General features: G+C 65.0%; 21 protein-coding genes and 3 tRNA genes. 12 read left to right on the top strand and 12 right to left on the bottom strand.

Annotated features, from left to right (window positions below):
* Window positions 1-52: 52 nt before the first annotated feature.
* Together HOY44_RS19625 and HOY44_RS19620 are read left to right on the top strand one after the other, a co-directional pair.
* Window positions 53-637, top strand: a complete 585-nt coding sequence (locus tag HOY44_RS19625; RefSeq protein ID WP_287437103.1) for a HupE/UreJ family protein — start codon at window positions 53-55, stop codon at window positions 635-637.
* On the top strand, window positions 634-1,239 hold the full coding sequence (locus tag HOY44_RS19620) for a hypothetical protein (protein ID WP_287437101.1): 606 nt from the start codon (window positions 634-636) through the stop codon (window positions 1,237-1,239). Before HOY44_RS19625 ends, HOY44_RS19620 begins: the two co-directional genes overlap by 4 nt.
* On the opposite strand, the gene HOY44_RS19615 is transcribed toward HOY44_RS19620, so the two are convergent.
* The 8 genes from HOY44_RS19615 to HOY44_RS19580 all read right to left on the bottom strand — a co-directional run bounded on the left by HOY44_RS19615 (window position 1,236) and on the right by HOY44_RS19580 (window position 6,776).
* A complete protein-coding gene (locus HOY44_RS19615) occupies window positions 1,236-1,802 on the bottom strand; it encodes a lipid-binding SYLF domain-containing protein (RefSeq protein ID WP_287437099.1) in 567 nt (188 codons plus the stop codon). The genes HOY44_RS19620 and HOY44_RS19615 overlap by 4 nt on opposite strands.
* A gap of 117 nt (window positions 1,803-1,919) precedes the next feature.
* Window positions 1,920-2,564 (bottom strand): PAQR family membrane homeostasis protein TrhA, encoded by a 645-nt coding sequence (trhA, locus tag HOY44_RS19610; protein WP_287437097.1) that lies wholly within the window; start codon window positions 2,562-2,564, stop codon window positions 1,920-1,922.
* Between the two features lie 79 nt (window positions 2,565-2,643).
* Window positions 2,644-3,483 carry a TPM domain-containing protein gene (locus HOY44_RS19605; protein ID WP_287437095.1) on the bottom strand — a complete coding sequence of 280 codons (840 nt, stop codon included), beginning with the start codon at window positions 3,481-3,483 and terminating at the stop codon, window positions 2,644-2,646.
* Complete coding sequence (locus HOY44_RS19600) at window positions 3,480-4,880, bottom strand: pyridoxal phosphate-dependent decarboxylase family protein (protein WP_287437093.1); 1,401 nt, start codon at window positions 4,878-4,880, stop codon at window positions 3,480-3,482. The genes HOY44_RS19605 and HOY44_RS19600 overlap by 4 nt, the downstream gene beginning before the upstream one ends.
* A 42-nt stretch (window positions 4,881-4,922) precedes the next feature.
* A complete protein-coding gene (gene tpiA / locus HOY44_RS19595) occupies window positions 4,923-5,669 on the bottom strand; it encodes a triose-phosphate isomerase (protein WP_287437091.1) in 747 nt (248 codons plus the stop codon).
* Window positions 5,670-5,729: 60 nt separating this feature from the next.
* On the bottom strand, window positions 5,730-6,041 hold the full coding sequence (locus HOY44_RS19590; protein ID WP_287437089.1) for a TfoX/Sxy family protein: 312 nt from the start codon (window positions 6,039-6,041) through the stop codon (window positions 5,730-5,732).
* On the bottom strand, window positions 6,038-6,403 hold the full coding sequence (locus tag HOY44_RS19585) for a HesB/IscA family protein (protein ID WP_008328681.1): 366 nt from the start codon (window positions 6,401-6,403) through the stop codon (window positions 6,038-6,040). The genes HOY44_RS19590 and HOY44_RS19585 overlap by 4 nt, the downstream gene beginning before the upstream one ends.
* 7 nt (window positions 6,404-6,410) lie before the next feature.
* Window positions 6,411-6,776 carry an SUF system Fe-S cluster assembly protein gene (locus HOY44_RS19580; protein WP_040884351.1) on the bottom strand — a complete coding sequence of 122 codons (366 nt, stop codon included), beginning with the start codon at window positions 6,774-6,776 and terminating at the stop codon, window positions 6,411-6,413.
* Between the two features lie 245 nt (window positions 6,777-7,021).
* On the opposite strand from HOY44_RS19580, the gene HOY44_RS19575 reads away from it, so the two are divergent.
* On the top strand, window positions 7,022-7,357 hold the full coding sequence (locus HOY44_RS19575) for a 4a-hydroxytetrahydrobiopterin dehydratase (protein ID WP_287437086.1): 336 nt from the start codon (window positions 7,022-7,024) through the stop codon (window positions 7,355-7,357).
* On the top strand, window positions 7,354-8,427 hold the full coding sequence (locus HOY44_RS19570) for a hypothetical protein (protein ID WP_287437084.1): 1,074 nt from the start codon (window positions 7,354-7,356) through the stop codon (window positions 8,425-8,427). Before HOY44_RS19575 ends, HOY44_RS19570 begins: the two co-directional genes overlap by 4 nt.
* Window positions 8,428-8,581: 154 nt before the next feature.
* Here HOY44_RS19570 and rimK read toward each other — a convergent pair whose 3' ends face one another.
* Window positions 8,582-9,961 (bottom strand): 30S ribosomal protein S6--L-glutamate ligase, encoded by a 1,380-nt coding sequence (rimK, locus tag HOY44_RS19565; RefSeq protein WP_008328685.1) that lies wholly within the window; start codon window positions 9,959-9,961, stop codon window positions 8,582-8,584.
* Window positions 9,962-10,096: 135 nt separating this feature from the next.
* Between rimK and tgt the strand changes: the two genes are divergently transcribed.
* Window positions 10,097-11,227: a tRNA guanosine(34) transglycosylase Tgt gene (tgt, locus tag HOY44_RS19560; protein ID WP_287437078.1), complete on the top strand. Its 1,131-nt coding sequence runs from the start codon at window positions 10,097-10,099 to the stop codon at window positions 11,225-11,227.
* Here the strand turns inward: tgt and HOY44_RS19555 are convergent.
* Together HOY44_RS19555 and HOY44_RS19550 are read right to left on the bottom strand one after the other, a co-directional pair.
* Complete coding sequence (locus tag HOY44_RS19555; protein WP_287437076.1) at window positions 11,224-12,213, bottom strand: hypothetical protein; 990 nt, start codon at window positions 12,211-12,213, stop codon at window positions 11,224-11,226. The genes tgt and HOY44_RS19555 overlap by 4 nt on opposite strands.
* A 94-nt stretch (window positions 12,214-12,307) precedes the next feature.
* Entirely contained in the window at window positions 12,308-13,279 is a 972-nt protein-coding gene (locus HOY44_RS19550; protein ID WP_008328688.1) for a hypothetical protein, read from the bottom strand.
* Window positions 13,280-13,640: 361 nt separating this feature from the next.
* Here HOY44_RS19550 and lon point away from each other — a divergent pair, with 361 nt between their 5' ends.
* The 6 genes from lon (at window position 13,641) to HOY44_RS19520 (ending at window position 17,585) form a co-directional block, all read left to right on the top strand.
* Window positions 13,641-16,046 (top strand): endopeptidase La, encoded by a 2,406-nt coding sequence (gene lon, locus HOY44_RS19545; RefSeq protein ID WP_138423156.1) that lies wholly within the window; start codon window positions 13,641-13,643, stop codon window positions 16,044-16,046.
* A 200-nt stretch (window positions 16,047-16,246) separates the two neighbouring features.
* On the top strand, window positions 16,247-16,672 hold the full coding sequence (locus HOY44_RS19540) for an HU family DNA-binding protein (protein ID WP_138423157.1): 426 nt from the start codon (window positions 16,247-16,249) through the stop codon (window positions 16,670-16,672).
* Between the two features lie 21 nt (window positions 16,673-16,693).
* Window positions 16,694-16,768: transfer RNA gene (locus HOY44_RS19535), tRNA-Val, on the top strand.
* Between the two features lie 144 nt (window positions 16,769-16,912).
* Window positions 16,913-16,988 (top strand) — tRNA-Val (locus tag HOY44_RS19530).
* Window positions 16,989-17,145: 157 nt separating this feature from the next.
* Window positions 17,146-17,222: transfer RNA gene (locus tag HOY44_RS19525), tRNA-Asp, on the top strand.
* Between the two features lie 138 nt (window positions 17,223-17,360).
* Complete coding sequence (locus HOY44_RS19520) at window positions 17,361-17,585, top strand: RND transporter (protein ID WP_287437072.1); 225 nt, start codon at window positions 17,361-17,363, stop codon at window positions 17,583-17,585.
* On the opposite strand, the gene HOY44_RS19515 is transcribed toward HOY44_RS19520, so the two are convergent.
* Window positions 17,582-18,325 (bottom strand): hypothetical protein, encoded by a 744-nt coding sequence (locus tag HOY44_RS19515; RefSeq protein ID WP_287437070.1) that lies wholly within the window; start codon window positions 18,323-18,325, stop codon window positions 17,582-17,584. The two genes, HOY44_RS19520 and HOY44_RS19515, sit on opposite strands and share 4 nt — an antisense overlap.
* Before the next feature lie 129 nt (window positions 18,326-18,454).
* Here HOY44_RS19515 and HOY44_RS19510 point away from each other — a divergent pair, with 129 nt between their 5' ends.
* Window positions 18,455-19,324: a glycosyltransferase family protein gene (locus HOY44_RS19510; RefSeq protein WP_287437068.1), complete on the top strand. Its 870-nt coding sequence runs from the start codon at window positions 18,455-18,457 to the stop codon at window positions 19,322-19,324.
* Window positions 19,325-19,345: the final 21 nt, after the last annotated feature.

Raw genomic sequence — 19,345 nt, 5'->3', positions numbered from 1 at the left:
TAGCGTGACTAAAAGAACAAGTGGCGGACAGACCGCCGGACAGGGAGAGATCATGCGTATCACGAAAACCTTCGCGGCGGCGCTGCCGCTCATGCTCGTCGCCTCGGTCGCGGCGGCCCATACCGACAGCGATGTGGGCGGGTTCATCTCGGGCTTCACCCATCCGATCCTTGGCTGGGACCATGTCATCGCCATGGTGGCGGTGGGTCTGTGGGGCGCGTTCCTTGGCAAGCCTGCGATCTATATCCTGCCCGTGGTCTTTCCGCTGGTCATGGCCGTCGGCGGCGCCCTTGGGGTGATCGGCGTGCCGATCCCGGCGGTCGAGGCGGGGATCGCGCTATCGGGCGTGGTGCTTGGCCTGCTGATCGCCTTCGCCGTGCGCGCGCCGCTTTGGGTCGCGGGCGTGATCGTCGGGGTGTTCGCGATTTTCCACGGCCATGCGCATGGCACCGAACTTCCGACGGCGGCCAATCCCTTCGCCTACGGCATCGGCTTCGTGATCGGCACCGGGCTTTTGCACCTTGGCGGGATCGCGCTGGGGCTGCTGGTCGGTTCCGCCGCTGGCCGGATCGTTGTGCGCGCGGCGGGTGCGTTGATCGCCGCGGTCGGTGCGGCGTTCCTGTTCGGCGTCGCGTGAAGCGCCTCGTTCTTCCTCTGATCCTCGTCCCCGGCGCGGCGAACGCGCATGCGTTCAGCACCGGGGCCGATGCCTATGGCGCGTTTCTGGAAGGGGCCGGGGTCGTTCTGGGCTATCCCGCGCTGATCCTGCCGCTCGCCACGCTCGCCGTCGCGCTCGCCCTGTGGAAGACCGAGGGGATGGTGGCCGCCTGGCCCGCGTTCCTCATCGGTCAGGTGATCGGCATGGCGCTGGCACCGTTGGTGGGGCTCTGGATCGCGCTCGTCCCGCTCGCCTTTGGGCTGGTGCTGGGGGCGCTGTCGGCCATCGCGCCGCTCGAACGCCTTGGCCCGGCGATGCCAGTCTTTGCTGGTCTCACCGGGGCCGCCGTCATGGCTGCGGCGCTTGAGGGGCACAGCTTCACCGAGATCGGGGTTGCGATCCGGCTGGGCCTTTTCGTCGCGGCGAACATCGCCACGGCGGCGCTGGCCGGTGTCGTGCGTGTGATCCTCGACCGATGGGACGGGCAGGTGGCCCGCATCGGCGCGCGGATCGCGGCGTCATGGCTGGCCGCGATCCTCGTGCTCTATCTCGCCTTCGCCGTGGCTGGCCCCGCGGTTTAGGGAATGATCCGGGTGTATTTCGACCCTTCGACGGTCGCGCCCACGATCAGACCTGCGGTCCCGAAAACCATCGCGACGACGGGCGTGGTGCCTGCCAGCGTGTCGGCCGAGAACCGGTCGCCCTCGTTCAGAACCGCATACTTGATGTCCGCGCCCGCGACCCAGCCGGGGGAATAGCGGAACTCGCCCAGCGCATCCTCGGTCATGAAGAACAGGACGTGGGCATATTGCTGCGCGCCGACCTGAATGCCGAGGCTCGCCTTGGTCTGCGAGTAGTAATCGACCGTCGCGCCGCCGACCCGAAGCGCGCCGCGCCCATAGGCGCCGCCGACGAGGATGCCGGCCTCGGTCACCAGCGGCATGACCAGCATACCGACCGATTTCGACCGCAGGTCCTGCGCCTCGGGATAGGTGGAGAAGAGATAGTTCAGCGTGCTGTCGACCCGCGCGTCGATCGTGCCCGCCGCGTTCGAGCCCATGCCGTTGTCGCAGCCAGCGAGTGCAAGGCTCGCGCCCGCGCCCCCGGCGGCCATAAGGACCCCACGTCTGGTGTATGTTTTCATGCCCGTCGCCTCTGTGTTGTGGCTTGCCGGGTCTTCGCCCGGATTGGGGGCAAGTCTACGCGAGTTGGGCGGGCCTGTCACGCAAGGGTGATCCACAGGCGGAAAACCGCGCGGGTCTCAGGCGAAGCGGACGACCAGCAGGACAGCGGCGTAATGCGTCGCGGCGGCGGCAAGGACGTGGCCGTGCCAGATCGCGCGGGCATAGGGCAGCGCCTTGTGAAAAAAGATCGTGCCGACGGTGTAGACGACGCCGCCGATGACGAGCAGAACCAGCGCGGCCAGCGGCAGCGCAGCGACGATGGGGCCGATGGCGGCAAGACAGAGCCAGCCCTGCGCGATGTAGAGCCAGAAGCCGAGCTTTTCGATCCGGTCGAACCAGACGACCTTGAGCACCACGCCAGTCATCGCGATGGCCCAGCTCGCCACCGCCAGCGCGATGCCATAGCCGCCGCCTACGCCGATCAGCGCCACGGGCGTATAGGTGCCTGCGATCATCAGGTAGATCGCGGCATGGTCGAACCGCCGCAGCACGGCCCGGATCGGGGCATGAAGCGTCATGTTGTAGGCGGCCGAGAACGCGAAGGTGGCGATAAGGCCGATGGCATAGGGCACGAGCGCGGCCAGATGCGCGCCCTCGACCGACAGTGCCGCCCAGGTGAGCAGGACGCTGGCACCGGCGACGGCCGCAATCACGCCGATGACGTGAAGCACGCCATCCGCGAGGTGTTCCTTGGGGCTATCTGACAGAACGAAACGGGTCATGGTTCTAAAGTAACGCACGGAACGGATAAAGTTCAGTTGACGTGGCGGTCACTTCGGTCACATTTCGGCAATCGCTCGCCTACCAGCTTCCGGACGCGCCGCCCCCGGAACTCGACCCGCCGCCGAACGAACCGCCGGACGAGGAGGAGGACGAGGTTATCATCGGGATCGTGTAGGGGACGACCGAGTGATAGCCGCAGCGCGGGCAATCCGTGACCTTTTCCCCTTTGCCGGTGCGCGAGCGGGTCGGGGCCAGCAGGCGGTGACGGGTGGTGTGCATCCCGCGTTCGCCGCACTGGGGGCAAGTGCGGAAGCGGTCGAGGATCTTGCGCGAAAACGCGGCCACCACGCCGCCGATCACCGCCAATGTGCCCAGCACCCAACCCAGCGGGCTCCCGTCTCCGCCGGATCGTTCCGGGGGTTCCTCGCCGTTCCAGTGGACACGGGCGATGCGCTGGATCACCGCGTCGGTGCCGTCTTCGATCCCCTCGGCATAGTTGTCGTTACGAAACTCCGGCAGGAACACGCGGTCGATGATGTCCTGCGCCTCGCGGTTGAAGGCGCTGCCGTAGCCCGACCCCAACTCGATCCGCATCTGACGGTCGTCGCGCAGGACGAGGATCAGGATACCGTCGTTCCGGCCCGCGTCGCCGATGCCCCATTCATTGAACAGGCCGGTCGCGAAGTCTTCCATCGTGTCGGTTGGCGTGAAGCCGCCGCGCGTGTTGAGCGTCAGCACGGTCGCCTCGACCCCGGTATCCTCGCGCAGCACTTCGAGCTGGCGCTTGATCCGCGTCTCGACATCCTCCGGCAGGATGCGCGCGTAGTCGTTGACGTAGATGTTTTCGTAGACCGGCCAGCTTTGCGCCGTGGCCAGTGCGGGCCAAAGGAGGGCGAGAAGGGCGACGAGGCGGATCATGGCAGGCTCCCGGCGATCTCGTTCAGAACGTCAGGCACCATCATGACATCCTCGCGCGTCACGTCAAACTGCCCGACTTGCATCCGGATGACATAACGGCCCGCGTGGGTGGTCTGGGTCAGGTAGATGCGCCCGTCGCGGTTTACGGCGTCGAGCAGCCGCGCGGTCGTGGCATCGTCGCGGTAGGCAAAGGAAAAGAGCGACAGGATCGGCTCGGTCACGATCTCGAACCCGTCGAGGGCGGCGATCGCGTCGCGTGCCTCGTTCGCCCAGGCCACGTGGTTGCGGATGCGTGAACGCAGGCCCGTAAGCCCTTCGGATCGCAGGAGGAACCAGATTTTCAAAGCCCGGAAGCGACGGCCCAGCGGCAGCGTCCATTCGTTGTAATTGACGATCTCGTCCGCGCCGGGGGTTTGCAGGTAATCGGGGCGCAACCCCATCGCCTGAATTTGCGGGCCGGGGTCGCGCAGGAACTGGATCGAACAGTCGAACTGTGCGCCGAGCCATTTGTGCGGGTTGAACACGACCGAATCCGCTTTCTCAACACCGGCCCACAAGTCCCGGAATTCAGGGCAGATCATGGCCGATCCGGCCCATGCCGCGTCGACGTGCGTCGGCAAGCCGTTGGCGCGCGCCACGTCGATACAGGCCGCGATGTCGTCGCAGGCCCCGATTGCGGTCCCGCCTGTTGCCAGCACGACACCCGCCGGCCTGAGGCCCGCGTCCAGATCCGCGCGGATCGCCGCGTCGAGGGCGCCGGGGTCCATGGAGTATCGCGGATCGTCCGGCTTGCCGGCCACTTTGACGAGGTTGTTCTGGCCGATACCGGACAGGCGCACCGCCTTGTCCACCGAACTGTGCGTCTGGGCGGACGCGTAGATACGCAGGGTCGGGGCACCTGAAAGCCCTTCGCCAATGCCCTGAAATCCAAGCACCTTTTCACGCATCGTCGTCACGGCGGAAAAGGTCGCGGTGGTCGCTGAATCGTGGATCGTGCCGGTGAAATCCGCAGGCAGGCCAAGCGCATCGCGCATCCAGTCGACGACCAGCGCCTCCATCTCGTTCGCCGCCGGGGCGGTCTGCCAGAGCATCGCCTGCGAGGCCATCGCGTTCGCCAGTTGCTCGGCCAGCATCGACACGGGCGCGGCATTGGCCGGGAAATAGGCGAAGAACCGGGGGTGCTGCCAATGGGTCATGGCATCGGGGACGAGACGGGCGAAATCGTCGAAGATCGTTTCGATCGCCTCGGGCTGTTCCGGCACCGGGGCGTCGATCAGCTTGCGGAAGTCACCGGGGGCGAGGTCGGGGCGCACCGGACGGTCCCGCAGGCCCGCGTGATAATCGCGCGCCCAGTCCGCCGCGCGTTTCGACCAATGCGCCAGCTCGTCGTGATCCATGCCGTCCTCCCTTACTTAACGTGTTAAGTAGTAGCGGGCCGGTCACGAATCCTCAAGGGCCGAGATGATGGGCGAGAAATCGGCAGCCTTGAGGCTCGCACCGCCCACGAGGGCGCCGTCCACGTTCGAGACCGCGAAGATTTCGGCCGCGTTGCCGGGTTTGACGGACCCGCCATAGAGAATGCGGGTCGAGCGGCCCACGCCCGCGCCGAAGCGTTCCTCGAGCCGTGCGCGGATGAAATCGTGCACTTCGCCGATCTGGTCGAGGGTCGGGATCTTGCCGGTGCCGATGGCCCAGATGGGTTCATAGGCCACGACCAGCGTCTCTCCCGTCACGGCATCGGGGATCGACCCTGCGAGTTGGCCCGAGATGATGTCCAGCGTGTTGGCGGCTTCGCGTTCTTCCAGCGATTCTCCGACGCAGATCACGACCTTGAGGCCCGCGGCCAGCGCGGCCTTGGCCTTTTCGCGGACGTCCTGATCGGTTTCCTCATGGTCCTCGCGCCGTTCCGAATGGCCGAGGATCACATATGTCGCGCCCGCATCCGCCAGCATCCCGGCGGCGATGTCGCCGGTATGCGCGCCGCTGTCCTTGGCATGGCAATCCTGACCGCCTGCCGCGATCACGTCGCCGGCGGCGTCGGTGAGACGAGAGAGCAGGGTGGCCGGGGGGCAAATCAGGATGTCGACGCCTGCGCCCTTATGCGCTTTGCAGATGTCCTCGACCACGGCCAGATCGGCCGCCGTGCCGTTCATCTTCCAATTGCCAGCCGCCAGTTTGCGCCGCATTTCCGTCTCCCTCATCAGTGTGCGGGAAACCGTAACGTGCAGGGGCGCGAGGGCAAGGGGTCAGAGCGCGGCAAGCGCGCGGCGGCCCCAGTCGGCGGCGAGGTCGGGGTCGTCGATGGCCGCGTCGGGCAGGGTCCAGTAATGCATCCCGCGCCCGTCCTCCATCTCGAACTTGGTGGACCCTTCGGCGGCGAGGCTTTCCGCGAAAGGCCCCTTGGCCTTGAGGAAAATCCGACCGTCCGAGGACAGGATCGCGAAAATCCGACCCTCGGAATAGAAAGAGGCCCCGCCCATCATCTTGCGATGGGAGAGGCCCCCGATTGCGTCGAACACTTCGTAGACATGGGCGATCTCGTCGTCCGAGACGCTCACTTCTGCGAACCGATGGTCTCGTCGAACTTGATTGATTCGCCGCACCCGCAGGCATCGACCACGTTCGGGTTACGGAACTTGAACCCGCTTTCCAGAAGCGAGGTCTCATAGTCGATTTCGGTGCCGAACAGGAACATCTGCGCCATCGGCGCGATCATCACGCGTGCGCCGTCCTGTTCCACGACCTCGTCGTTCGGGTCCACGTCGTCGACGTAGTCCATCGTGTATTCCATACCCGCGCAGCCGCCTTTCTTGACGCCGATGCGCAGGCCCTTGTGACCACCCTTGTCCATCAGCCGCGCGATCTGCACGGCGGCAGTGTCGGTGATGGTCACGGCTTGTTTTCCGGGTATTGCGAACATGGTTTCCTCACATGAATCCGAGTTCGAGTCGGGCTTCGTCCGACATCATGTCCATGCCCCAGGGCGGATCCCACGTCAGGTCCACGTCGACGGATTTCACACCGTCCACGGGCCCGATCGCGTCCATCAGCCAGCCGGGCATCTCACCTGCCACCGGGCAGCCGGGGGCGGTCAGCGTCATCATGATGTAGACGTCGTTCTCGGGATTGATGTCGATGGTGTAGACAAGCCCAAGGTCGTAGATGTTGACCGGGATTTCCGGGTCGTAGACGGTCCGGCACGCCTCGACCACCTGATCGTAAAGCGGGTGTTCTGTGCTCGACGGCTTGATGAGGGGCGCGCCTTCCATCTGTTCGGGGCTTTCGGTGTTCATCGTTCGTCCTTCGAATTCCTGACTGAACATATAGGATTTTCGGCAGGTGAGGTCTAGGGGGCGCACGGCCCTGCATGGGCGATGAGAGGGCGGATTTCACGCTATTGCGATCCGTTGGGGATGGCGTGTCGCATTGACGGATGCGGATTCGCGCCGGAATCTGAACGCTGTGGGCGGTGCGGATCAGGTCTGAACTCGAATGCGGCCTCACGCGTTGGGCAGGACCTGACAGACTGGAGGACACGATGACAGCATTGACCGAAAAATCCTGCACCGACCTGCCGAAAGGCACGCCTGCGCTGAAAGCCGATGAACTGGCGACGCTGAAGGCCCAGATCGACCCTGCATGGCAGGTGGACGAGACGGTGCTGACACGCAGATACGAGACCAAGAATTTCGCCAAGGCGCTGATGCTGGTGAACGGGGTCGGTTATCTGGCCGAGGCCCAAGGGCATCACCCCGACATCAAGCTGGGCTGGGGTTATGCGGAAGTGAGCTTCACGACGCATTCCGTCGGCGGGCTTTCGGAAAACGACTTCATCTGCGCGGCCAAGCTCGACGCCATGGGCCTCGCCGGGTGAGGCTTTGGCGCCTTGCCGCGCTGGCGTTGGTCGCGCTGGTGTCCTGCGGCGAGGTGCCGGACGTTTCAAGCGCCGCCGGAGACGATGTTCTGGCACCCTATGAGGCGGCGGCGTGGCCTAGGTACCTGACCGACCTCGCTCTGCCGCGTGACCGGGATTACGTGATCCTGTCCTACCTGCCGCCGGCCGTGCCGCTCGACCTGCGCACACCGGAAACGATGCGCGCGACGCTCCGGGCGGGGTTGAGCGACCCGGCGGCGCTGGCCGAGGCCAAGACCAAGATCGGGCATACGATCGTCGCGTGGCAATGCGGCGCGCATCAGGGCGTGACATCGATGACCGGAGAGACGCGGTTGCAGGCCACACGGATGATGCTGTCGGGCTGGGGGATCGTGCCGCTTCTGTCCACTTTTCAGGACGGGCATCTCTACACCGAAGCCGGGTTCATCCCGCGTCACGACCTCGCCTTTCGACAGGGCAAGGGCGTTGTCACGGCGGTCGAGGTGGACCGGGCGAGCTGCACGCGGCTTCGGCGGGCGCTGGAGGATTTCGTGACGCATCCCGCGCAGCCCGCGCGGAATTTCGGGCTGCTGGCCGACCCCCGCCGCTTCGAGGGGGGCGGGTGCCTGACCTTCGCGTGGTATCTCAGCGGGGCCGCCGGGGTGATCGGCGACATGCAACATCTGTTCCGCCGGGACATCGAGGTGCGCGCGGTGCAGATTGGCGCATGGCGCCCGGTGCCGCCGGGGGTCGTGCCCTGGCGCCCGGACGGTCACGTCTGGCGCGACACCCCCCTGAGCCTGCGGGCGTTTCTGGGTACGCGTTGGGATCAGGGGCCGGTCGTGGCGCGGCTGTCGGTGCCGGATGGCGAGGCGTTTCTGGGCGCCATGATCGCCCTGCGCGACGGGGTTCAGGACACCCAGGACTGGCGAGCGGGCCGTGTGCTGCCCGGCCACGGTGCCGTCGTCGAGCGCGCGGAGGTGGCCGCGCGGCGCTATGCCAACGGATTTCCCGTCCGCCGTTTGGCGGACCCGGACGGCGTCGCGGCGCTGGTGCTCGAAACGCACTGACGATTTCGCAAAAGGTGCGGGCTGAAGCCCGCACAGGTTTTGCGCGTTTCCGCCTGTGGCGGACACGCGCGGTAGGAAGGGGACCAGTCCCCCTCGCCACGTTCGCAGGCGAACGCGGCTCACCCCCTGAGGTATTTGAGGAACAGAGAAGGGGTCAGGCCGCCCCGCTTTTGCGGCGGCGTTTCGGGACTGGGCGGGCGCGGCGTTCGACCTCGTCGAAGAGAAGCCCCGCGATGTTCTTGCCGGTGGCGGTTTCGATGCCTTCGAAACCGGGAGAGGAATTGACCTCGAGCACCTTCGGGCCGGTGGACGACCGCAGAAGATCGACGCCCGCCACGGAAAGGCCGAAAGCGCGGGCCGCGCGCAGGGCCGTGCGGCGCTCTTCGGCCGAGATGCGGACCTTTTCGGCCTTGCCGCCCCGATGCAGGTTCGAGCGGAAATCGCCGTCGGCCCCGGTGCGTTTCATCGAGGCGACGACTTTCGCGCCGATGACGAAGCAGCGGATGTCCTCGCCCGCCGCTTCCTTGACGAAATGCTGGACGAGGAAGTTCGCCTTGAGGCCCCGGAAAGCGTCGATCACGGATTCGGCGGCCTTGCGGGTTTCGGCCAGCACCACGCCGCGCCCCTGGGTGGACTCGAGCAGTTTGACGATCATCGGCGCGCCGCCGACGAGGCCCACGAGGTTGGCATTGTCCTTGGGGGAGGCGGCGAAGGCGGTGTCGGGCATGCCGATCCCCGCCTTGGCCATCTGCTGATGGGCGAAAAGCTTGTCGCGCGACCCGGCGATCCCGGCGGAGGAGTTGAGGCAGAAGGTGCCGATGGTTTCGAACTGGCGCACCACGGCGGTGCCGTAGGTGGTGATCGAAGCGCCGATGCGTGGGATGACCGCGTCGTAGACCGGCAGGCGCTTGCCGTCGTAATGCACTTCGGGGGCGAGCGCGTTGATCGCCATGTAACAGCGCGTGGTGTCGATCACCTCGACCGTGTGGCCGCGGCTTTCGCCTTCTTCCACCAGCCGGTTCGTCGAGTAGTTGTTCTCACGCGACAGCACGCAGACACGCAGCGCCCGGCGGGGCTGGGCCTTGGCGACCTCGGACGTGTGGTAGACGTCATAGCCCAGTTCCGGCTGAAGCAGACGGTCATGGGCCGAGATCGTGATGTGGTCGAGCAGCGCCTGTCGTCCGAGCAACATCCGCGAGGCCATGGTTTCGCGGTTGGTCAGGGTCACTTCGATGGGCCAGCTCTGGCCGCCGACCGACAGGGTCGTCTGGATCACCACCCGGTTCTCGCTTTCGCCGTTGGACGACGTGACCTCGCGCCGGTCGACGACGGTGGCCGAGCAGGGGATCACGATGTCGTCGCGCCCCGGCACGGGCCGCACCGTGAAGCGCACCTTGGGGTGGTTCGAAGGCCCGAAGGTTTCGATATCGTCGGCATGGAGCGCGGAGGTGCGCGCGCCGGTGTCGATCTTGGCCTTGACGGCAGGGACGCCGAGGTCGGGGAGAGAGAGCCATTCCTCCCACCCGAAATGCATTGGTGTGCCGGTCAAAACGTGCCTCGCCTCTTGTGATTCTCTCGGTGCGCGGACCCCAGCCCTAACATCTCCGCATGTCACAAAGACAGGGTGCGCCGCTTGCTCTGGTGTCATGGCGGGGCTATGAGCGCCGCCATGACAGAACGCTTTTCCTATTCCCTGAACGCCACCGACGGCAAGGCCCGCACTGGCGTCATCTCGACCCCGCGTGGCGAGATCCGCACGCCCGCCTTCATGCCCGTGGGCACGGCGGCGACCGTGAAGGCGATGCTGCCCGAAAGCGTGGCGGCGACCGGGGCGGATATTCTTCTGGGCAACACCTATCACCTGATGCTCCGCCCCGGGGCCGAGCGGGTGGAGCGTCTGGGCGGGCTGCACAGGTTCATGAACTGGGACAAACCGATCCTCACGGACAGCGGCGGGTTTCAGGTGATGAGCCTGGCCGAATTGCGCAAGCTCACCGAGGAGGGCGTGACGTTTCGCAGCCATGTGGACGGATCGAAACATGTCCTCAGCCCCGAGACGAGCATGGAGATCCAGCGTCAGCTTGGGTCCGACATCGTGATGTGCTTCGACGAATGCCCCGCGTTGCCCGCGGATGAGGCGACCGTGGCGCAAAGTATGCGTCTGTCGATGCGGTGGGCGCAGCGGTCGCGCGATGCGTTCGGGGATCGGCCGGGCCACGCGCTGTTCGGCATCCAGCAGGGCGGTGTGACGGAAGATTTCCGGGGCGAGAGTGCCGAGGCGCTGAGGGCCATCGAGTTCGACGGCTACGCCATCGGCGGTCTGGCCGTGGGCGAGGGGCAGGAGGCGATGTTCGGCGTGCTCGACTATGCGCCCGACATGTTGCCCGAAGACAAGCCGCGTTACCTGATGGGCGTGGGCAAGCCCGACGATATCGTGGGGGCGGTGAAGCGCGGCGTGGACATGATGGATTGCGTGCTGCCGTCCCGTTCCGGGCGCACCGGGCAGGCGTGGACGCGGCGCGGACAGGTCAACATCAAGAACGCGCGCCATGCGTACGATCCGCGCCCGCTGGACGAGGCCTGCACCTGTCCGGCCTGCACCGGCTATTCGCGCGCCTACCTGCACCACGTGTTCCGGGCGGGGGAAATGATTTCAGGGATGCTCCTGACATGGCACAACCTGCATTATTATCAGGAGCTTATGTCGGACATGCGGGCGGCGATCGCCGAGGGGCGGTTCGCGGCGTTCGAGGCGCAGTTCCACGCCCTGCGGGCCGAGGGCGATATCGACCCGCTCTAGCGTTCCGTCCGGGGCAGCGATGCGATCCATTGCGGCAAGGGCGCGCGCCTGCGGTCCGGGCCTTTGTGCGGTTTCGCCTGTGCGTAGACGCTGTTGAAATAGTCGGCGGACGAGATCTTTTCGGGGCATTTGATGCGCACGCCCCCCGCGCTGTGGCAGAGCGCCTGCGTGGTCTCTTCGACCCGTGACAGCCGCAGGTCGAGCCAGCGACCGAGGGTATCGTCAAGCCAGCCCCGCGCGTGGCGGCGGATCGGCAGGGCATCGGCGACGTGACAGATTTCGACGCGCCGCCGCGCACCCTGGTCGGTGATGCGGAACGATGTCGTGCCCTCGAAGGTGTTGCCACGTTCGGGGTCGACCCGTTCGATGCGCAGCCGGACGAAATGCGGCGCGTCGATTTCGTCGACATGCAGCAGAAGCTCGGACGACCGACCGGGCGGGCGCCAGTTCAACAGGCGGATCACCCGGCGCGACGGGTCGGCATAGTCGATCGACACGACATCGGGATCGGGTATCTCGTCCAGATGGCCCGGCGTCGGCACCAGACCATACCACAGGTCTTTCGCGCTGAGGGTCGAGGACGCGCGCGCGACGGCGCGGCGGCGGATCGGGGTGAAGCGGTCGGACCAGCGCCCGTTCAGCGCCGTATGCATCACGACGATGACGAAGAGATACAGAAGCACCGCCGAGGCCGCGTTCAGATGCGGGTTGGCGAGGTTGAAGTTCGATTTGGGCAGAAGATGCCCGAGACCCACGAACACGAAGTTGGAGACCGCCGCCACTTCGACCGCGAAGCGAAGGCGCGGGGCTGCGATCGCGACACCGCCCGCCACGACGAGCAGGAACAGAACGGTGCCCACGTCACGGGCGATGGGCAGGTCGGTGGATGCCGTGTTCCATCCGAGGGTCAGCGACAGGGCGAGCATCAGGGCCGTGAATGACAGCCGCCGACGGTCGCGAAAGATGTGGCGATACAGGTTGCGCATGGCAAATCTCCTTGGCCGGACCATGGAGATGCGCGTGAAGCTGGGCAGGAATGTGACCGCCCGGCCTGTTTCGTATGACGTGGTAAAGGCCGGGTTACTCGGCGGCGGACAGGAGCGGTTCCGGGCGCATCGTCCGCAGCGGCGTTTTCGCCTTCGGACGCAGCACGCCACCGACGGCCAGCTGCTCGCGCCGCGCGTCTTCTTTGGCGCGGGAGTTCGAAATGGCGGCTTCCAGCTTCAGGAGGCGTTCGTCCTCTTTCCGGCCAAGGCTGTCGTCGACCCAGTCGAACAGGACGCGGCGCAGCGGTCGGTTGTGGTTGAACTCGGTGATGTAAAGAACACGGCGGTCCACCATGTCGATCATCTTGACCGCTTTCAGACCGCGCTGAAGCTTGTCCTTCTTTTCCTCGTCCTGCCGCACCCAGCGATAGACGATATAGGCGCCGGGCAGGTAATCCTCGACCTGAAGGTATTCCTCGATCTTCTTGGACGGCGGGGCCCAGCGGATCACCCGGATGCGGGAGCGGTCCCGGTCGACCCAGTCCACCGACAGGATATCGGGGTCGTGCAGCATTTCGCGCCGGCCCGGCGTGGGCACGAAACCGTGCCACAGCTGGTCGGATTCCAGCTTGAAGGTGACCAGCCGCGTCGTGTTGCGCGAGCGGCGCATGACCAGAAGCTTGTCGGACCAGCGCCCGTAGAACAGGAAGTGCACGAAAAGCCCGGTGGTGATGAGACCCGCCATGGAGCGCGTGCCGCCCTCGGTGATGGTCAAAAGCGAAAAGGACGAGCCGGGAAAGATGCGGCCCAGCACGGCGGCACCGAATAGTGTGAGGCCGATGGGCACATAGGCGTGACGCAGCGAGGGCAGGGCGAGCCCGCCCGCGATCATGAAGGCGCCGAAAAAGACGAGGAGGCCGAGACCCGCGCCGACCTCCATCACGCCCGGCGGGAACAGGTCCGACTTGTTCCATGTCTCAACCACGCCCGCGCCGAAGAGCAGCGCGAAGCTGACCGCGATCCGGCGGCGGTCCCTGTGCAGGCGTCGTAGTATCCGTGTGAACATGGTCTTGTCCGTCCTTGGTTACCCTTCGTTATCCTTTTGAATGCGGGCGGGAGTTGGGCGAATTGGGTCGGATTTGTGAAATTCGGGGGGATTTTGTGCGTCTGTGGCTGACAATACGGTAGGGTTGCCCTCACTGTTTTGCCCATCCGTTGCGCGATCCGGGACAGTCCCCCGAATTGTGGCCAGTTTGAAGCACTCTAGGTCTTGTCGTCGGTTCGGGGCGCGGGCACTATGTCTGGAACGGGGCAAACAGGTCTGCTTGAAACCGGGGCGCGAGACCCCCAGATCATTCAGGCGAACAGGGGGTGCTGCGCGTTGCCGACGATCGGGACCGGGGCACCTTGCCAGATAAGGAACAGTCATGACCGAGCAATCAACACAAATCCATCCTGTCCTGCCGCTGCGCGACATCGTGGTCTTTCCGCATATGATCGTGCCGCTCTTCGTCGGTCGCGAGAAGAGCGTGAAGGCGCTGGAAGAGGTGATGGCGGACGACAAGCAGATCCTGCTGTCGAGCCAGATCGACCCGTCGGTCGACGACCCGGACGAAGACGGCATCTACCGCACCGGCGTTCTGGCCAACGTCCTGCAACTGCTCAAACTGCCCGACGGAACCGTGAAGGTGCTGGTCGAAGGCCAGGCGCGGGTGCAGATCAACGAATTCCTGTCCAACCCCGACTTCTTCGAGGCCGAGGCCGAAATCCTTATCGAAACCATTGGTGACGAAGCCGCCGCCGAGGCGCTCGTGCGGTCGGTTCGTGAGGAATTCGAGCGCTATGCCAAGGTGAAGAAGAACATCCCCGAAGAGGCGCTTTCGGCGGTGTCCGAGACCCGCGAACCGGCGAAGCTCGCCGACCTCGTGGCCGGTCATCTGGGCGTGGAAGTCGACCAGAAACAGGATCTTCTGGAAACCCTCCCGATCGACGAGCGGCTTGAGAAGGTCTATGGCCTGATGCAGGGCGAAATGTCCGTTCTTCAGGTCGAAAAGAAAATCAAGACGCGCGTGAAGAGCCAGATGGAGCGCACGCAGCGGGAGTATTATCTGAACGAACAGATGAAGGCGATCCAGAAGGAACTGGGCGAGGACGGCGAAGGCCAGGACGAGCTTCAGGAACTGGAAAACCGCATCAACGCGACCAAGCTGTCGAAAGAGGCCCGCGAAAAGGCCGATGCGGAGCTCAAGAAGCTCAAGAACATGAGCCCGATGAGCGCCGAGGCGACGGTCGTGCGCAACTACCTCGACTGGATGCTGTCGATCCCGTGGGGCGTGAAGAGCCGCGTGAAGAAGAACCTCGACAACGCACAGAAGGTTCTGGACGACGACCATTACGGGCTTGAGAAGGTCAAGGAACGGATCGTCGAATACCTCGCCGTGCAGCAACGCTCGAAAAAGCTGAAGGGGCCGATCATGTGCCTCGTCGGTCCTCCGGGTGTCGGTAAGACGTCGCTCGGCAAATCGGTCGCCAAGGCCACGGGGCGCGAGTTCATTCGCATCTCGCTGGGCGGCGTGCGGGACGAAAGCGAAATTCGCGGTCACCGCCGGACCTATATCGGCTCGATGCCCGGCAAGATCATTCAGGCGCTGAAAAAGGCCAAGACCACGAACCCGCTCATCCTGCTCGATGAAATCGACAAGATGGGGCAGGATTTCCGCGGCGACCCGGCCTCGGCGATGCTCGAAGTGCTCGACCCGGAGCAGAACGCGACCTTCGTGGACCACTATCTCGAAGTGGAATACGACCTCTCGAACGTGATGTTCCTGACCACGGCGAACTCCTACAACATGCCCGGCCCGCTTCTGGACCGGATGGAGATCATTCCGCTGGCGGGCTACACCGAGGACGAAAAGCGCGAGATCGCCAAGCAGCACCTCGTCGACAAGCAGGTCAAGAACCACGGGCTTCGCAAGGGCGAGTTCGAGGTGACCGACAGCGCCCTGACCGACATCATCCGCTACTACACCCGCGAGGCGGGGGTGCGAAACCTCGAACGCGATATCGCGAAACTGGCGCGCAAGGCCGTGACCAAGATCGTGCGCAAGGACGAGGAGCAGGTGAAGATCACGCCGGAGTCGCTTGAAGACTATCTTGGCGTGCGCAAGCACCGTTACGGTCTGGCCGAGAAGGAAGACCAGATCGGCGTCGTGACCGGGCTGGCCTGGACCAGCGTGGGTGGCGATCTGCTCCAGATCGAAGCCCTGCGCTTGCCGGGCAAGGGCCGGATGAAGACGACCGGGAAACTGGGCGACGTGATGAAGGAATCGATCGACGCCGCAAGTTCCTATGTCCGGTCCATCGCGCCCGAGATCGGGGTGAAGCCGCCGAAGTTCGACCGCTGGGACATTCACGTCCACGTGCCGGACGGGGCGACGCCCAAGGACGGTCCGTCCGCGGGCCTAGCCATGGTGACCTCCATCGTGTCTGTGCTGACGCAGATTCCGGTGCGCAAGGACATCGCCATGACGGGCGAGGTGTCGCTGCGCGGCAATGCCATGCCCATCGGCGGGTTGAAGGAAAAGCTGCTCGCGGCCCTGCGCGGCGGGATCAAGACGGTCTTCATCCCCGAAGAGAACGTCAAGGATCTGGCCGACATTCCGGACAACGTGAAGGAAGGGCTCGAGATCATTCCGGTCACCCATGTGCGCGACGTGCTGAAACAGGCGCTCGTGTCCGAACCGGAACCGATCGAATGGGACGAGGCGGCCGAGGAAGCTGCGGCCGCCGCAGCCGCCAAGACGAGCGGAGAGCCGGCGCAGATCGCGCACTGATTTCCGACCGTCAGAGACATTTGGGGCCGGGCGCTGTATCTAGCGTCCGGCCCTAGATTTTGCGGGGCGCTCCGGTCATGCCCCTTTATTTGTTAACCATTTCGTTATACGCTTGGGGGCGATGTGTGCCCGGATGCGCCGGGGCATCGCTTTCATCAGAACCGGCCAGAGAAGCCGGGCATCATACAGGCAAATCCATTATGGCCACGAGCACCAAGAAATCTGCGACCAAATCATCCACCGGCACCCGCAAGGCGACCACCGCCAAACCCGAGGCCGACGCGCCCGTGGCGGATGCGCCGACGACCGCCGTGCAGGGGGTGACACGTGCGGTCCCGACCGCCGAGGGCGAAAACGACGGCAAGATCGTCAAGAAAGACCTGATCGACCGCGTGATCGCACGATCCGGGGTCAAGCCGCGCTATGTCCGCCCCGTGGTCGATGCGCTGCTCGTCGAGTTGGGCGAGATGCTGGAAGAAGCGGAAACCATGCAACTTCAACCGCTTGGCACCGTGAAAGTGCAGCGTCGCAAGGACGTCACGGATGGCGAAGTCATCATCACCAAGGTGAAGCGGAAAAAGGACACGCCCGAAGGCGACGATCCCCTTGCAGCCGCTGCGGAGTGACGCTAAAAGCCGCGCCACGGCGGGTGATTAGCTCAGTGGTAGAGCGCTTCGTTCACATCGAAGATGTCGGGGGTTCAAATCCCTCATCACCCACCATTCCCTCACATCTCGCAGTTCTGCTGGTCCCGGCGGGTTACGTGCGGTCTGGCCGACGCGACGCCCGGTTCGCCGCAGGACGGGCCTTGAAGTACACCGACCCTCTTGCCACCCGCCCATCGGCCCGTTAAATCCCCGCCTCACGGGTGGTTAGCTCAGTTGGTAGAGCGTCTCGTTTACACCGAGGATGTCGGGGGTTCGAGCCCCTCACCACCCACCAAATTCCCCGTTTTCATGGCCCCGAACCGCTCTCGCACCGCCGGCGCGCAGGGTGCCGGATCGCGCCCTGAAACCCGCACGAAAAAATCGTCACAAAACCCGGTCCAAACCGCTTGACGCCCCCGGCGCAGGGCCGTAGAAGGCCCCTCACGCAGCGGGCGGTTGTAGCTCAGTTGGTTAGAGTACCGGCCTGTCACGCCGGGGGTCGCGGGTTCGAGCCCCGTCAACCGCGCCACTGCTGCGATCCCGAATTTCGGGTGAAAAGGCCTCCGACTGGGGGCCTTTTTCGCGTCCAGGCCTTGGGCGGTGCGCCAGTTTGGCGCGTTGAACCTTTGCGCGGCCATCTTAGGTTCAGGGCAAACGAGGACCGAAGATGCGCCTGCTCGTTTCCATTCCCCTGACCACGATCCTGATTTTCTGCGCGACCATCGGGTTGGCCCCGTTCACGCCGCCGCATGTGTGGGAAAAGTTGCAAATGCTGGTCGCGGGCACGCTTTCCGAGCCGATCGACATTCTCGATCTGGTCATGCACGGGGCGCCGTGGCTCGTGCTGATCGTGAAACTCGCGCGTCTGGTGCAGCGCCGCGTGACGGCCTAGGCGGGCAGGGGAAAGCCCCACGCGGCCTCGACCTTGGGGTTGAGGGTCGATGCGAGATATGACCTGTCGGCATCGCTGACGGTCTCGGGCGGGGTTGGACGGTCTTCGACATTCGCAAGGAACTTGGACCCGAGCCGTTTGGTGACGGGTCGGTATGTGTCGACCGGCGGCAGATCGAACGCCTCGCTCACCTTCACGACGAACCCTTCGGGATCGGCCTGAACATCGCCAAGCCGACACAGGACGAGGTTGCAGCCCCGGTTGCGCAGCCCCAGCAGATACGCGGCCTTCATCGCCCGCAGATCGGCGATATTGGCGAAGGGCTGGCCGGTGACGGGATGGCGGTCTTGCTGGAGGGGCGTTCCCACCGTGCCAAGTTCGCCCGAGCGCGGGAAATACCGCTTGCGGTCGACGATCGTGCCCCATTCGACGCGCAGGAAGTCCGAGAAGGTCAGGGCCTGCATGTCGGGCGGGCAGTGCCAAGGCTTCGCATACATCGACCGGACCCAGCCCAGAGGTTCGCGCAGGACGCCCACGATCAGCGCGCGCTGCCCGATGCCGGTCATCTGGGCGAAGCCGTGTTTCCAGCCATAGGCGTCGGTCGGGGTCAGCGTCGTGTTCTTGGCGAGCAGGCGGTTCACGAAATTCGTGCCCGACGAACGTTCGCCGAACACCTGTAGGTGGTCGGGGGTGGCCCCGTGCCTGCGATAGATCCCGATGCCCGTTTCTGCCAGCGTCATGCCTTACCCTTTTGCGCCGACAGTGCCGTGTGACCCGCGGCTTGGAAAGCCCAAAGGGGCTAGGCGGGTCGTCGGCGCCCGTGTAACCTTTGCGAAACGGGTCCAGAGAGGCCGGATCGGGGACAGACGATGCAGACGACAGCCGCCGCGCTGACCATGGTGCGCGACGACGATTTCTTCCTTGAACGCTGGGTGCGGTATTACGGCGGGCTGTTCGGGCGCGAGAACTGCTATGTCGTCAACCACGGCAACCAAGCCGCGGTGCGCGAGATCGCGGCGGGCTGCAATCTGATCGCCATTCCCGACACGTCCGAGAAATTCGACCAGCGCCGCTGGCGGTTGTTCAACGGGTTGTCGACGGGGCTCAGGTCGTATTTCAAATACGTCGTGGTGGGCGACGTCGACGAATTCGTCGTGGTCGATCCGAAAGCCGGGCTGGACCTGCTCGGGTTTCTGAAAAAAGCGCCGGGGCGCAAGATCCTGACACCTCTCGGGCTCGAGGTGACGCATCGCACCAAGCAGGAGCGCGACCCGGTGACCGGCCCGATCCTCGGCCCGCGCCGGTTCGTGCGCGTGAATTTCCATTACTCAAAACCCTGCGTCGTGGGGTTTCCCGGCAAGCTGTCGCGCGGCGGGCATTTCGCGGAATACGATCAGCTTTTCACGCCCGAGGCGCTGTATCTCTTTCACATGAAATTCTGCGACTCGGCCCAGTATTCGGGTGTGATGGACCGACGCAACGCGACGGTGGCGGCGGCGGGGGTGACCAAGGGCGAGACCGGCATCGGCGGGCACTGGTTCGCGGATGAACGCGGGTCGGACGACGAGGTCTTCGCCCAGTTCAACACGCGCCCCATCGTGCGCGGTTTCGACATGTCGCCGTATCGGCGTAAGATGCACGACGGGTGGGAAGAGCGCGGCCACGGCATGTGGCAGTTCCCGCGCGGGCTTTACCCCCATATGCATGAGCTGCCCGAGCGGTTCTTCGGGATCGTGTGAGGTTTCGCGCCAGCAAGCTGG

The organism is Maritimibacter sp. (assembly GCF_016774595.1).
Lineage (GTDB): Bacteria > Pseudomonadota > Alphaproteobacteria > Rhodobacterales > Rhodobacteraceae > Maritimibacter > Maritimibacter alkaliphilus.
Note: the sequence above shows the minus strand (reverse complement) of the source record. Positions and strands in the feature narration are given on the sequence as shown.